This is a genomic window from Catenovulum agarivorans YM01 (genome assembly GCF_000281085.1).
GTDB classification, from domain to species: domain Bacteria; phylum Pseudomonadota; class Gammaproteobacteria; order Enterobacterales; family Alteromonadaceae; genus Catenovulum; species Catenovulum agarivorans.
The window spans coordinates 1-15,413 of the sequence record NZ_AJWM01000101.1; the positions used below are offsets into that span (position 1 = coordinate 1).

A 15,413-nucleotide genomic window follows, 5' to 3' on the forward strand; every position below is an offset into this window, starting at 1 on the left:
GCTTCGCAATCCGTGAAGGTGGTCGTACCGTTGGTGCTGGCGTTGTAGCTAAAATTATCGCTTAAGATAATTGATAGTTTTGACCAAAAGCCCCGCTAAGGGGCTTTTGTGTTTTGAAAAAATTGTTTAGGGGTGTAGTTCCAATTGGTAGAACAGCGGTCTCCAAAACCGATGGTTGGGGGTTCGAGTCCCTCCGCCCCTGCCAATATTTTTAGTACCTCGCTATGCGGGGCGTTTTTGTCTGTAAACCCGGAAAAGGTTTTTACGTATGAGCGTTGAAGCAGAAAATCAAGGATCTCGTTTAGACCCTGTTAAGTGGATCTTAACTTTTGCAATCCTAAGTGCCGCTGTTGTCGGTAACTATTTATACACTGAACAAGTTTCAGTGTTGTGGCGTGCTATTGCTGTAGTTGGTGCTGTAGTGGTAGCTGGTTTAATTGCCGCACAAACGGGCAAAGGTCGTGATGCAATTGATTTTGCAAAAGAGTCACGCACTGAAGTTCGTAAAGTGATTTGGCCAACACGTGATGAAGCATGGCGTACAACTGCAATTGTATTAGTTGCAACTGTCATCATGGCACTTATCTTGTGGGGCTTAGATGGCATTATGGTACGTGCTGTATCATTTTTAACTGGATTGGGGTTATAAACTATGGCAGAACCTAAATTACGTTGGTATGTAGTTCAAGCCTTTTCTGGATATGAAGGCCGTGTTGCAACAACTTTAAAAGAGCATATTGCATTAAACCAAATGGAAGAGTTCTTTGGCGAAATATTAGTGCCAACTGAAGAAGTTGTCGAAATGCGTGCTGGCCAAAAGCGTAAAAGTGAGCGCAAATTCTTCCCAGGTTATGTATTAGTACAAATGATCATGAACGATGAGTCATGGCATTTAGTTAAAAATACCCCGCGTGTATTAGGCTTCATTGGTGGTACAAGTGATCGCCCTGCACCTATTTCTGATAAAGAAGCGCAAGCAATTTTAAATAGATTACAAGAGTCACACGACAAGCCGCGTCCGAAAACATTGTTCGAGCCTGGTGAAGTTGTTCGTGTTACTGAAGGCCCATTCGCCGACTTCAACGGTGTTGTTGAAGAAGTGGATTACGAAAAGAGCCGCTTAAAAGTTTCTGTATTGATATTCGGTCGTTCAACACCAGTTGAACTAGAATTCTCACAGGTTGAAAAAGGCTAAGGATTAACCTATAATCCGCGCCCTGATTTTTATTGGGAAGCCGTAAAGTAAATGTCCTCGCATTTACTAGGCGTTCGACCCTACTATTGAGGTAATTAAAATGGCTAAAAAAGTACAAGCCCTAGTTAAGTTGCAAGTTGCAGCTGGCATGGCTAACCCAAGTCCACCAGTGGGCCCAGCTTTGGGTGCACAAGGTGTAAACATCATGGAATTCTGTAAAGCGTTTAATGCAAAAACAGAAAGCTTAGAAAAAGGCTCTCCAGTTCCTGTTGTTATTACAGTTTATAACGACCGTTCTTTTACGTTCGAAACTAAAACTCCACCTGCTTCTTTCTTATTGAAAAAAGCTGCAGGCATCAAGAGTGGTTCTGCTAAGCCGCACGTTGACAAAGTTGGTAAAGTTACCCGTGCTCAATTAGAAGAAATCGCAAAAGCTAAAGAGCCTGACTTAACTGCTGCTGACTTAGACGCAGCTGTAAATACAATTGCTGGCTCTGCGCGCAGCATGGGCTTAGTGGTGGAGGGCTAATCAATGGCTAAATTAAGTAAAAAAGCTCGCGCTATCCGCGAAAAAGTAGACGTTACTAAACAATACGAAATCAACGAAGCTGTTGCTTTATTAAAAGAATTTGCGACTGCAAAATTCGTTGAAAGCGTAGACGTTGCTGTAAACCTTGGTATCGATGCTCGTAAATCTGATCAAAACGTACGTGGTGCTACAGTATTACCACACGGTACTGGTCGTTCAGTTCGTGTTGCTGTATTCACTCAAGGTGCTAATGCAGAAGCTGCTAAAGAAGCTGGTGCTGACATCGTAGGTATGGAAGATTTAGCTGAGCAAGTTAAAAAAGGTGAATTAGACTTTGACGTTGTTGTTGCTTCTCCTGATGCAATGCGTGTTGTTGGTCAATTAGGTACTATCTTAGGTCCACGTGGTTTAATGCCTAACCCTAAAACTGGTACTGTAACACCTAACGTTGCTGATGCTGTTAAAAATGCTAAAGCTGGTCAGGTTCGTTACCGCAACGACAAGAACGGTATCGTTCATTCAACTATAGGTAAAGCTGATTTCAGCGAAGCTCAGTTGAAAGAAAATTTAGAAGCTTTAATCATCGCATTGAAAAAAGCTAAACCAGCACAAGCTAAAGGTCAGTACATAGCTAAAGTTAGCTTATCTACGACTATGGGCGCTGGTTTACAAGTTGATCAAGCTAGCTTGACAACTGTAACTGCTTAATAGTTACACTAAAAGCTTTACTTGGCCGCGAAGTTTGGTTAAACTTCGCGGCCAAATTTAAGGTCGTGCCGTAAGGCTCACGTCCAAGACCGTAGGGGTTAACCAGTAACTTACTGAAAGACTTAATTATCCTACGTAGACGGTGAAGGAACCTCGAAGATTTAATCCTCTTCTGGACCTAATCCGTAAATCACGCCCAAGGCATTGTTGTTTTGGGGTTATTTTAATCTAGATTTTATCTAGGATATCCAGGAGTTACACTAATGGCATTAGGACTCGCAGGCAAAAAAGAAATTGTCGCTCAAGTCAACGAAGCTGCCAAAGGTGCACTTTCTGCAGTTGTTGCTGACTCTCGTGGTGTTACTGTAGATGCTATGACGACTTTGCGTAAGCAAGCTCGTGAAGCAGGCGTTCAACTTCAAGTTGTTCGTAATACATTAGCACGTCGCGCGGTAGAAGGCACTGACTACGAATGTTTAACAGAACTATTCGTTGGTCCAACTTTGATTGCATTTTCTAACGAGCACCCAGGTGCGGCAGCTCGTATTTTAAAAGATTTTGCTAAATCGAACAAAGCGTTCGAAATCAAAGGTGCTGCGTTTGAAGGTGCAGTTGCTGACGTAGAAGTTTTAGCATCATTGCCAACTTACGAAGAAGGTTTGGCGAAGTTGATGAGCTGCATGAAAGAAGCAGCGGCTGGCAAACTTGTTCGTACAATTGCAGCTATTCGCGATCAAAAAGAACAAGCTGCTTAATTTTAAGTGCGGCTTGAATTTACATTAGTTTAAAAATTATTTATTAGGATTAGAGATTATGTCTATCACTAAAGACCAAATCATTGAAGCTATTGCAGAAATGTCTGTAATGGATGTTGTAGAATTAGTTTCTGCAATGGAAGAAAAATTCGGCGTATCTGCAGCTGCAGCTGTAGTTGCTGGCCCAGCTGGTGCTGGTGAAGCTGCTGAAGAGCAAACAGAATTCAACGTAATTCTTAAAGCTGCTGGCGCTAACAAAGTTGCTGTTATCAAAGCAGTACGTGGCGCAACTGGCTTAGGTCTTAAAGAAGCTAAAGGTTTGGTTGACGGCGCTCCAGCTCCAATCAAAGAAGCTGTTTCTAAAGAAGAAGCTGAAGAACTTAAGAAAGCACTTGAAGAAGCTGGTGCTGAAGTTGAAGTTAAATAAGCTGTTATCTAACAGTTTATTCGCCTTAACGGGCAAGGGCTGGTGCTTTAAAAGCACCGGCCTTTTTGCGCTATAGAGCTTTGCGCTAAATAAGCTCACCAAAAGTCGATTTTGATTATAGGTTTTAACAGTCCGTATAACTGTTAAATCATCGAATCAGCAAGCTGAGGAACCCCATGGCTTATTCTTATACCGAAAAGAAACGCATTCGTAAGGATTTTGGTAAGCGTCCACAGGTTCTGGATGTACCGTACTTACTTTCCATCCAGTTAGACTCTTTCCGAAAATTTATAGATGCAGACCCAGATGGTCAATACGGTCTGGAAGCTGCTTTCCGTTCTGTATTCCCTATCGTTAGTTATTCTGGTAGCGCTGAATTACAGTATGTTAGTTACCACTTGGGCGAACCCGTATTTGATGTTAAAGAATGTCAAGTCAGAGGGGTCACCTACTCTGCGCCATTACGCGTAAAACTCAGACTTGTTTTATACGATAAAGAAGCACCGGCTGGTACGATTAAAGACATCAAAGAACAAGAAGTATATATGGGTGAAATCCCTCTGATGACAGATAACGGTACTTTCGTTATCAATGGTACAGAGCGGGTAATCGTATCTCAATTACACAGATCGCCAGGTGTATTCTTTGACCACGATAAAGGTAAAACACACTCTTCAGGTAAAGTGTTATATAACGCGCGCGTTATCCCTTACCGTGGTTCATGGTTGGATTTTGAATTCGATCCAAAAGATAACTTATTTGTGCGTATTGACCGTCGTCGTAAATTACCAGCGACCATTATCTTACGTGCATTAGATTATACTGCAGAACAAATCTTAGATTTATTCTTTGAAACCGTAACTTTTGACATTAAAGATGCTAGCTGCTTAATGCAATTAGTACCTGAGCGTTTGCTTGGTGAAACCGCAGCATTTGATATTGTTGGTGCTGACGGTGAAGTGTTAGTTGAAAAAGGTCGCCGTATTACTGCGCGTCACATTCGCCAACTAGCTAAAGCTGACATTACCGAATTAGAAGTTCCAGTTGAATACTTAATCGGTAAGATTTTGAAAAAATCTTACATTGATGAATCAACAGGCGAAGTGATCGCAGAAGCAAACTCTGAATTAACTCTAGAGCTTTTAGCTGAGTTAAGTAAAGCAGGTCATAAATCATTAGAAACGCTTTATATTAACGATTTAGATCACGGTTCATATATTTCAGAAACCTTGCGTGTAGACTCAACAACGAATCGCTTAGAAGCATTAGTTGAAATTTACCGTATGATGCGTCCTGGTGAGCCACCAACACGCGAAGCTGCTGAAGCATTATTCGAAAACCTATTCTTCAACGACGAGCGTTATGACTTATCAAGCGTAGGTCGTATGAAGTTTAACCGTCGTGTTCAACGCGAAGAATTAGTTGGTGAAGGTACACTTTCAAATCAAGACATTACTGATGTAATGAAAACCTTGATCGACATTCGTGATGGTAAAGGCGAAGTGGATGATATCGACCACTTAGGTAACCGTCGTATCCGTAGTGTTGGTGAAATGGCTGAAAACCAATTCCGTGTTGGTTTAGTTCGTGTTGAACGTGCAGTGAAAGAGCGTTTAAGCTTAGGTGATTTAGAAAACTTAACACCACAAGATTTAATCAACGCTAAGCCAATTTCTGCTGCGGTTAAAGAATATTTCGGTTCAAGCCAATTATCACAGTTTATGGACCAAAATAACCCATTGTCAGAAGTTACGCACAAACGTCGTATTTCTGCATTAGGTCCAGGTGGTTTAACTCGTGAGCGCGCGGGCTTTGAAGTACGTGACGTACATCCAACTCACTATGGTCGTTTATGTCCAATCGAAACGCCTGAAGGTCCAAACATCGGTTTGATCAACTCATTAGCAAGCTATGCGCGTACTAATGATTTTGGTTTCTTAGAAACGCCTTACCGCAAAGTTGTTGATGGCCAAGTAACTGACGAGATTGAATACTTGTCAGCGATTGAAGAAGGCAACCACGTAATCGCGCAGGCAAGTGCTGCGACGGATGAAAACGGTCGTTTAACTGATGAATTGGTAAACTGTCGTTACAAAAACGAATTTACTTTAATGAATTCTGAAGACGTTCGTTATATGGACGTGTCACCACAACAAATCGTATCTGTTGCTGCTTCATTGATTCCGTTCTTAGAACACGATGATGCTAACCGTGCATTAATGGGTTCGAACATGCAACGTCAAGCTGTACCTACATTACGTGCGGATAAGCCGTTAGTTGGTACTGGTGTTGAAAAAACAGTAGCAATCGATTCAGGTGTAACTGTTGTTGCTAAACGTGGTGGTGTTATCGACTATGTTGATGCTGGCCGTATCGTAGTTAAAGTTAACGAATCAGAAACAGTTCCTGGTGAAGCTGGTATTGATATCTACAACTTAACTAAATACACACGTTCTAACCAGAATACTTGTATTAACCAACGCCCAACTGTAGAAATGGGTGTGCCTGTGGTGCGTGGTGACGTATTGGCTGATGGCCCTTCAACTGACTTAGGTGAGTTGGCATTAGGTCAAAACATGCGTATCGCCTTCATGCCTTGGAATGGTTATAACTTTGAGGATTCAATCCTAGTTTCTGAGCGTGTAGTTGACGAAGACAGATTTACCACAATCCATATTCAAGAATTAAGCTGTATCGCACGTGATACTAAATTAGGTCCAGAAGAAATTACTTCTGATATTCCTAATGTTGGTGAATCTGCGTTATCTAAGCTTGATGAATCTGGTGTTGTTTATATCGGTGCTGAAGTTAAAGGTGGTGACATCTTAGTAGGTAAAGTAACACCTAAAGGTGAAACCCAATTAACCCCAGAAGAGAAGCTCCTAAGAGCTATCTTCGGTGAAAAAGCATCAGATGTTAAAGACAGCTCACTACGTGTACCAAACAGTGTTAGTGGTACAGTAATTGATGTTCAAGTATTCACGCGTGATGGTGTTGAAAAAGACCAACGTGCGAAAGAAATTGAACAGATGCAAGTTGCTGAGGTTAAGAAAGACCTTTCAACTGAAATGAAGATTTTAGAAGATGACATCTTCGCTCGTGCGCGTGCTTTATTACTAAGAGCAGGCATCGCAGAATCTGTATTAGATTCATTAGACAGAGCTAAGTGGTTCAAACAAAGTTTAGCTGAAGAAGAACTTCAAGAAGAGCTTGAGCAAATTGCTGAGCAATACGAAGAGACTCGCGCTGAATTTGATAAAAAATTAGAAGAAAAACGTCGCAAGATCACTCAAGGTGATGACCTAGCGCCTGGCGTACTTAAAATTGTTAAAGTATACCTTGCGGTTAAGCGTCAAATTCAACCTGGTGATAAGATGGCGGGTCGTCACGGTAACAAAGGTGTTATCTCGACAATTCTTCCAATTGAAGATATGCCGTACGATGAAAATGGCGAAGCTGTTGACATAGTACTTAACCCATTGGGTGTACCATCACGTATGAACGTGGGGCAGATCTTAGAAACTCACTTAGGTGCAGCTGCACGTGGTATTGGTCGTAAGATCAATGAGCTTTTAGCTGAGCAACGTGAATTGCACGAGTTACGTAATTATTTACAAGAAGTTTATAACGTTGGTGGTGGTCAGCAAAATGTTGACATCGCAAGCTTTAGCGATGAAGAAGTTCGTCGTTTAGCTAGCCACTTGAAAGCTGGTTTACCAGTTGCAACACCTGTATTTGATGGTGCGAAAGAGGCTGAAATTAAACAACTTCTTACTTTAGCTGGATTACCAACAAGTGGTCAAATTCAGTTATACGATGGCCGTACTGGCAACCCATTTGAGCGTAAAGTAACTGTTGGTTACATGTACATGCTGAAATTGAATCACTTGGTTGATGACAAAATGCATGCACGTTCAACTGGTTCTTATAGTCTTGTTACGCAACAACCATTGGGCGGTAAAGCTCAATTCGGTGGTCAGCGTTTCGGTGAGATGGAAGTGTGGGCACTAGAAGCTTACGGTGCATCTTACACGTTACAAGAAATGTTGACGGTTAAGTCGGATGACGTTAACGGTCGTACTAAGATGTATAAGAACATCGTAGATGGTAACCATAAAATGGAACCAGGCATGCCTGAGTCGTTCAACGTATTGTTGAAAGAAATCCGTTCATTGGGTATCAATATAGAGTTGGAAGAAGAATAAACTTCGACGGCTAAGGCGAGAGCAGCGGTGTAAACCGCTGCTTAGGATTTTAACTCCGAGTGGAGAATCAGCGTGAAAGACTTACTGAAGTTTCTCAAGCAGCAGAATAAAACTGAAGAATTTGACAGTATCAAGATTGGTTTAGCGTCACCAGACATGATCCGTTCATGGTCTTTTGGTGAAGTTAAAAAACCAGAAACTATCAACTACCGTACTTTCAAACCTGAAAGAGACGGTTTGTTCTGTGCGCGTATTTTTGGTCCTGTAAAAGATTACGAATGTTTGTGTGGTAAATACAAACGTCTTAAGCACCGTGGTGTTATTTGTGAAAAATGTGGCGTTGAAGTTACGTTAACTAAAGTGCGTCGTGAGCGCATGGGTCACATTGAATTAGCAAGCCCAGTTGCACATATTTGGTTCTTAAAATCTTTACCGTCTCGTATCGGTTTAATGTTAGATATGACATTACGTGATATTGAGCGTGTATTGTACTTTGAATCATTCGTAGTAACTGAGCCTGGCATGACTTCGTTAGAGCGCAGCCAGTTATTAAATGAAGAAGATTATTTAGACGCATTAGAAGAGTACGGTGATGAGTTTGAAGCTAAGATGGGTGCTGAGGCTATCTTAGATTTATTACGTCATATCGATTTAGCTCAACAAATCAAAGAAATGCGTGAAGAGTTACCAGAAACTAACTCTGAAACTAAACGTAAAAAAATCACTAAACGTTTGAAGTTAATGGAAGCTTTCCATCAGTCAGGCAATGATCCGATTTGGATGATCATGACTGTGTTACCAGTTCTTCCACCAGATTTACGTCCATTAGTACCTTTGGACGGTGGTCGTTTTGCAACTTCAGATCTAAACGATTTATATCGTCGTGTTATTAACCGTAATAACCGTTTGAAACGTTTATTAGACCTAGCTGCACCTGACATTATCGTACGTAATGAAAAACGTATGTTACAAGAAGCAGTAGACGCATTATTAGATAATGGTCGTCGTGGTCGTGCTATTACTGGTTCTAACAAACGTCCGTTAAAATCTTTGGCTGACATGATCAAAGGTAAACAAGGTCGTTTCCGTCAAAACTTATTGGGTAAACGTGTTGACTACTCAGGCCGTTCTGTAATTACAGTTGGTCCTACTTTACGTTTACATCAATGTGGTTTACCGAAAAAAATGGCATTGGAATTATTCAAGCCTTTCATCTACGGTAAATTAGAACTTCGTGGTTTAGCGACAACTATTAAAGCTGCTAAGAAATTAGTAGAGCGCGAAGCGCCAGAGGTTTGGGACGTATTAGACGAAGTAATTCGTGAACATCCAGTATTATTAAACCGTGCACCTACACTTCATAGATTAGGTATTCAAGCATTTGAACCTGTATTAATTGAAGGTAAAGCAATCCATTTACATCCGTTAGTTTGTGCGGCGTATAACGCTGACTTCGACGGTGACCAAATGGCGGTACACGTACCATTAACGTTAGAAGCGCAATTAGAAGCGCGTGCGTTAATGATGTCTACCAACAATATCTTATCACCAGCAAATGGTGAGCCGATTATCGTTCCTTCACAAGACGTTGTATTAGGTTTGTACTATATGACGCGTGACAAGATTAACGGTAAAGGTGAAGGTACTGTATTTAAAGATGCTAAAGAAGCTGAAAAAGCATACCGTACTGGTGCTGTTGAACTTCACACCCGTGTAAAAGTGCGTTTAACCCAAACTTTATTCGATGACAATGGTGAAGAAGTAACAACAACTTCAATCATTGATACAACAGCTGGTCGTGCAATATTGTCGTTAATTTTACCTAAAGGTATGCCGTTCGACATTATTAACCAAGCTATGGGTAAGAAGCAGATTTCACGTTTGTTGAATACTTCATACCGTCAATTAGGTTTGAAAGACACAGTAATTTTTGCTGACCAAATTATGTATACAGGTTTCCATTACGCAATGCTTTCAGGTGCTTCTGTTGGTATTGATGACATGGTTATCCCTGAAGCGAAAAAAGCAATTGTTGATGAAGCTGAAGCAGAAGTTAGTGAAATTCAAGAGCAGTTCCAAACCGGTCTTGTTACTGCTGGTGAGAAATACAACAAAATTATCGATATTTGGTCTTCTGCTAACGAACGTGTAGCTAAGTCTATGATGGATAACTTATCTAAAGATACTGTTATCAATGCTAAAGGCGAAGAAGAAGAGCAAGCTAGCTTTAACTCTATCTATATGATGGCTGACTCTGGTGCTCGTGGTAGCCCGGCGCAGATTCGTCAGTTAGCTGGTATGCGTGGTTTGATGGCCAAACCGGACGGTTCAATCATCGAAACACCAATTATCGCGAACTTCCGCGAAGGTCTAAACGTACTACAGTACTTTATTTCAACGCATGGTGCGCGTAAAGGTTTGGCCGATACGGCACTTAAAACAGCTAACTCTGGTTACTTGACGCGTCGTTTAGTAGACGTTGCACAAGACATGGTTGTTATGGGTGTAGACTGTGGTACTGAAAACGGTACTTGGATGCGTCCGTTAATCGAAGGTGGTGATGTTGTAGAACCACTTCGTGAACGTGTATTGGGTCGTGTTGTAGCTGAAGACGTAATAGGTCCTGATGGCGATGTATTGATTGCACGTAATGTGATGATTGATGAAGGCTTGTGTGACTTATTAGAAGTTAATTCGGTTGACGAAGTAAAAGTTCGTTCAGTAATTACTTGTAACAATGACTATGGTGTTTGTAGTAACTGTTATGGCCGTGATTTAGCACGTGGTCATATTATTAACCAAGGTGAAGCGGTTGGTGTTATTGCAGCACAGTCAATCGGTGAGCCTGGTACACAGTTAACCATGCGTACCTTCCACATCGGTGGTGCGGCATCTAGAGCATCGGCTGAAAACAGCGTTCAAGTAAAAACTGATGGTTCAATCAAATTAGCAAAAGCTAAATTTGTAACCAATGCTGATGGCAATATCGTTATTACTTCGCGTTCAAGTGAATTAACCGTAATCGACGAACAAGGTCGCCAAAAAGAAAGATACAAAATTCCTTACGGTGCAGTATTAAACAAAGCTGACGGTGATGCAGTTACAGCTGGCGATACAATCGCTAACTGGGACCCGCATACTCACCCAATTATCACTGAGGTAGTGGGTAAAGTTCAGTTTGCTGACATGGTTGATGGTGTAACTATTACTCGTCAAACAGACGAATTAACTGGTCTATCTAGCATAGTGGTTATCGATCCTAAAGATCGTACCGGTGCGGGTAAAGAAATGCGTCCAGCGATTCGTCTAGTAGATGAAAAAGGTCAAGCGGTTAACATGAGTGGTACTGATATGCCTGCTCAATACTTCTTACCTGGTAGTGCGTTAATTAACCTTGAAGACGGCACTATGGTTCACTCAGGTGATGCACTAGCACGTATTCCACAAGAAAGTTCAAAAACACGTGATATCACGGGTGGTCTACCTCGCGTAGCTGACTTGTTTGAAGCACGTAAGCCGAAAGATCCAGCAATTCTTGCGGAAATTTCAGGTACAGTTTCTTTCGGTAAAGAAACTAAAGGTAAACGTCGATTAATTATCACGGCTGAAGCTGGTGTTCAACACGAAGAGATGATCCCTAAATGGCGTCAATTAAACGTGTTTGAAGGTGAACAAGTTGAACGTGGTGAGGTAATTGCGGATGGTCCTGAGTCTCCGCACGACATTTTACGTTTACGAGGTATTCAAGACGTATGTAACTACATAGTGAATGAAGTACAAGAAGTTTATCGTTTACAAGGTGTAAAAATTAATGATAAACATATCGAAGTTATCGTTCGTCAAATGTTACGTAAGTGCGAAATCACTCAAAGTGGCGACACTCAGTTCTTAGCTGGTGAAACAGCTGAAGTAGCTGTGGTAAATATCGCTAACCGTGAAATGGTTGAACAAGGTAAAGAAGGTGCTAAGTACGAATACCAATTATTAGGTATCACTAAAGCATCACTTTCAACTGAATCATTTATTTCAGCAGCGTCGTTCCAAGAAACGACACGTGTATTAACTGAAGCAGCAGTAAGTGGTAAAAACGACGACTTACGTGGCTTGAAAGAAAACGTAATTGTTGGTCGCTTAATTCCAGCTGGTACTGGTTTTGCGTATCACCAAAAACGTCAAGCTAAACGTAACAATGCGTTAGAGCCAGTTGTTGATACTTCAGTAACGGCTGATGAAGCAGAACGTGCATTAACCGATGCGCTTAACGCTGATTTCAACAATGATACAGAATAAAGTTTAATGATTTAACCCGAATGCGGCTAAATGTCGGCAAGATTTCGGGTTTTCATTGACAGTTCATTCCTTGAACATTAAAATTCCGCGGCCTCTAGAAATAGGGGCGCGGATTTTTCATTTTTAAACGCTTATTTATTGTTAGGAGCAGTTAATGGCAACTATTAACCAGCTCGTGCGTAAGCCTCGTGTAAAACAGGTCGTTAAAAGTAACGTTCCTGCTTTAGAAGCTTGCCCACAGCGTCGTGGTGTATGTACTCGTGTTTACACGACTACACCTAAAAAACCAAACTCAGCATTACGTAAAGTATGTCGTGTTCGTTTAACCAACGGTTTTGAAGTAACTTCATACATCGGTGGTGAAGGCCATAACTTACAAGAGCACAGTGTTGTTCTTATTCGTGGTGGTCGTGTTAAAGATTTACCAGGTGTGCGTTATCACACTGTTCGCGGTTCTTTGGACTGTGCAGGTGTTACTAAACGTCGCCAAGGCCGTTCTAAGTACGGTGCTAAGAGACCTAAGGCTTAACGGTTCTCCGATAAGAGTAAGGCCAAGCAAGTAAATTAATTAGTTTTGGGTAATCCCTGAAAAATTGGAGCAATACAATGCCAAGAAGAAGAGTCGTAGGTCAACGTAAAATCCTACCAGATCCTAAGTTCCATAGTGAACTATTAGCAAAATTCGTTAATGTCGTTATGTTAGACGGCAAAAAATCAATCGCAGAAAAAATCGTATACGGTGCATTAGACATCGCTGCTGACAAATCAACTAAAGAGCATTTAGATGTATTTGAAGCTGCGTTAGATAACGTTCGTCCTTCTGTAGAGGTTAAATCTCGTCGTGTTGGTGGTTCAACCTACCAAGTTCCAGTAGAAGTACGTCCAGTTCGTCGTAATACATTAGGTATGCGTTGGTTAGTAGAAGCTGCTCGTAAGCGTGGTGAAAAATCTATGGCACAGCGTCTAGCCGCAGAAATTGTAGACGCAGCAGAAAACAAAGGTACTGCCGTTAAGAAGCGTGAAGACGTTCACCGCATGGCAGAAGCCAACAAAGCATTCGCTCATTATCGTTGGTAATCAGTCCAATCTAAGAGGATATATATTGTGGCTCGCAAAACTCCTATTGAGCGTTATCGTAATATCGGTATCTGTGCTCACGTAGATGCTGGTAAAACGACAACGACAGAACGTGTGTTATTTTATACTGGTTTATCTCACAAAATAGGTGAGGTGCACGATGGTGCCGCAACTATGGACTGGATGGAGCAAGAACAAGAGCGTGGTATTACTATCACCTCTGCAGCCACTACCACGTTTTGGCGTGGTATGGATGCACAGTTCGAAGAACACCGTGTAAACATTATTGATACCCCTGGACACGTTGACTTCACCATTGAAGTTGAGCGTTCTTTACGTGTATTAGATGGTGCTGTGGTGGTATTTTGTGCTTCATCTGGTGTTCAACCTCAGTCGGAAACAGTATGGCGTCAAGCGAATAAATATCATGTTCCGCGTATGGTCTTTGTTAATAAGATGGATCGTGCTGGTGCAGATTTCCTTGCCGTTGTAAATCAAATTGAAGATAGATTAAACGCAGTGCCAGTGCCTATTCAGTTACCTGTTGGTGCTGAAGATCACTTCACTGGGGTTATCGATCTAATCAAGATGAAATACATCAACTGGAACGAAGCTGACCAAGGTATGACTTTTACCTATGAAGATATTCCTGCAGACATGTTAGATGAAGCAGAAGAATATCGCGAAAAAATGGTAGAAGCTGCAGCTGAAGCTTCAGAAGACTTGATGGAAAAATACCTTGAAGGTGAGCCGTTATCAGAAGGTGAAATTAAACAAGCGTTGCGTAAACGTACGTTAAACAATGAAATTGTTTTATGTACTTGTGGCTCTGCGTTTAAAAACAAAGGTGTTCAAGCTGTATTAGATGCAGTGATTGAGTTTATGCCTTCACCTACAGATGTGCCTGCTATTAAGGGTATTAATGAAGACGAATCAGAGGGTGAACGACATTCTTGTGATGACGAGCCATTCGCTGCATTAGCATTTAAAATCGCAACCGACCCATTTGTTGGGACTTTAACTTTCTTCCGTGTTTATTCTGGTGTGGTTAATTCAGGCGATGCCGTGTATAACCCAGTTAAAGCGAAAAAAGAGCGTTTTGGACGTATAGTGCAAATGCACTCTAATAAGCGTGAAGAAATTAAAGAAGTTCGTGCTGGTGATATTGCAGCTGCGATTGGTCTGAAAGACGTGACAACGGGTGATACTTTGTGTGACTCAGATCACGTTATTACGTTAGAGCGTATGGAATTCCCAGAGCCGGTTATTGCTGTAGCAGTTGAGCCGAAAACAAAAGCTGACCAAGAAAAAATGGGCATAGCTTTAGGCAAACTTGCAGCAGAAGATCCTTCATTCCGTGTTGAAACAGACGAAGAATCTGGTCAAACTATCATCTCTGGTATGGGTGAACTTCACTTAGATATTATCGTTGATCGTATGAGACGCGAGTTCAAAGTTGAAGCAAACGTAGGTAAACCTCAGGTTGCTTATCGTGAAACTATCCGTTCCGCAGTTGAAGTTGAAGGTAAGTTCGTTCGTCAATCAGGTGGTCGTGGTCAATACGGTCATGTTTGGTTGAAAATTGAACCGAATGAAGAAGGCGCTGGATATAAATTCGAAAACGCTATCGTCGGTGGTGTTATTCCGAAAGAATATATACCTGCAGTTGGTAAAGGCATAGAAGAACAAATGAAATCGGGTGTATTAGCCGGTTATCCTGTTCTTGACGTTAAAGTTACATTATTCGATGGTTCGTACCATGATGTTGACTCTAACGAAATGGCGTTTAAAATTGCTGGGTCTATGGGCTTTAAAAAAGGTGCCGCACAGGCAAACCCAGTATTACTTGAACCGACTATGAAGGTTGAAGTAACCACTCCTGAAGATTTTATGGGAGATGTTGTGGGTGACCTTAACCGTCGTCGCGGTATGATTGACGGTATGGAAGACGGCCCTGGCGGTATTAAAATTGTTCGAGCTAAGGTTCCATTGGCTGAGATGTTTGGTTACGCTACTGATTTGCGTTCACAAACTCAAGGTCGAGCGTCTTACTCGATGGAGTTCCTGAATTACAGTGAAGCTCCGAAAAATGTAACTGATCAAATCATTGAATCACGTAATTTTTAATTGTTAGGAAGGACTTCTACAGAAGTCTCAAATAAAAAGGTAATTGAAAGTGGCTAAAGCAAAATTTGAACGTACTAAACCGCATGTTAACGTAGGTACA

11 protein-coding genes and 1 tRNA gene are annotated in these 15,413 nt (G+C 41.5%); all 12 read left to right on the forward strand.

Annotation, left to right across the window (positions count from 1 at the left end; translation table 11 throughout):
- The first annotated feature begins 128 nt into the window (after positions 1 to 128).
- The 12 genes from WSC_RS0102245 to fusA all read left to right on the forward strand — a co-directional run bounded on the left by WSC_RS0102245 (position 129) and on the right by fusA (position 15,313).
- Positions 129 to 205: transfer RNA gene (locus WSC_RS0102245), tRNA-Trp, on the forward strand.
- 63 nt (positions 206 to 268) lie between these two features.
- Positions 269 to 649, forward strand: coding sequence for a preprotein translocase subunit SecE (secE, locus tag WSC_RS0102250; RefSeq protein WP_016954287.1), 381 nt, complete (start codon positions 269 to 271; stop codon positions 647 to 649).
- Between the two features lie 3 nt (positions 650 to 652).
- The gene (gene nusG / locus WSC_RS0102255) at positions 653 to 1,195 is read left to right on the forward strand and encodes a transcription termination/antitermination protein NusG (protein ID WP_016954288.1); all 543 of its coding nucleotides are present in this window, start codon (positions 653 to 655) and stop codon (positions 1,193 to 1,195) included.
- Positions 1,196 to 1,295: 100 nt separating this feature from the next.
- Entirely contained in the window at positions 1,296 to 1,724 is a 429-nt protein-coding gene (gene rplK, locus WSC_RS0102260) for a 50S ribosomal protein L11 (protein ID WP_016954289.1), read from the forward strand.
- Between the two features lie 3 nt (positions 1,725 to 1,727).
- Positions 1,728 to 2,432, forward strand: a complete 705-nt coding sequence (gene rplA, locus WSC_RS0102265) for a 50S ribosomal protein L1 (protein WP_016954290.1) — start codon at positions 1,728 to 1,730, stop codon at positions 2,430 to 2,432.
- 263 nt (positions 2,433 to 2,695) lie between these two features.
- Positions 2,696 to 3,187 carry a 50S ribosomal protein L10 gene (rplJ, locus tag WSC_RS0102270; protein ID WP_016954291.1) on the forward strand — a complete coding sequence of 164 codons (492 nt, stop codon included), beginning with the start codon at positions 2,696 to 2,698 and terminating at the stop codon, positions 3,185 to 3,187.
- A gap of 58 nt (positions 3,188 to 3,245) precedes the next feature.
- Entirely contained in the window at positions 3,246 to 3,614 is a 369-nt protein-coding gene (gene rplL / locus WSC_RS0102275; protein WP_016954292.1) for a 50S ribosomal protein L7/L12, read from the forward strand.
- Between the two features lie 176 nt (positions 3,615 to 3,790).
- A complete protein-coding gene (gene rpoB, locus WSC_RS0102280) occupies positions 3,791 to 7,819 on the forward strand; it encodes a DNA-directed RNA polymerase subunit beta (protein ID WP_016954293.1) in 4,029 nt (1,342 codons plus the stop codon).
- 72 nt (positions 7,820 to 7,891) lie between these two features.
- Positions 7,892 to 12,109 carry a DNA-directed RNA polymerase subunit beta' gene (gene rpoC, locus WSC_RS0102285; RefSeq protein ID WP_016954294.1) on the forward strand — a complete coding sequence of 1,406 codons (4,218 nt, stop codon included), beginning with the start codon at positions 7,892 to 7,894 and terminating at the stop codon, positions 12,107 to 12,109.
- Positions 12,110 to 12,263: 154 nt separating this feature from the next.
- Positions 12,264 to 12,638, forward strand: coding sequence for a 30S ribosomal protein S12 (gene rpsL, locus WSC_RS0102290; protein ID WP_016954295.1), 375 nt, complete (start codon positions 12,264 to 12,266; stop codon positions 12,636 to 12,638).
- Positions 12,639 to 12,715: 77 nt separating this feature from the next.
- On the forward strand, positions 12,716 to 13,186 hold the full coding sequence (gene rpsG, locus WSC_RS0102295) for a 30S ribosomal protein S7 (RefSeq protein WP_026016621.1): 471 nt from the start codon (positions 12,716 to 12,718) through the stop codon (positions 13,184 to 13,186).
- 27 nt (positions 13,187 to 13,213) lie between these two features.
- A complete protein-coding gene (gene fusA, locus WSC_RS0102300; RefSeq protein WP_016954297.1) occupies positions 13,214 to 15,313 on the forward strand; it encodes an elongation factor G in 2,100 nt (699 codons plus the stop codon).
- The last annotated feature ends 100 nt before the right edge of the window (positions 15,314 to 15,413 follow it).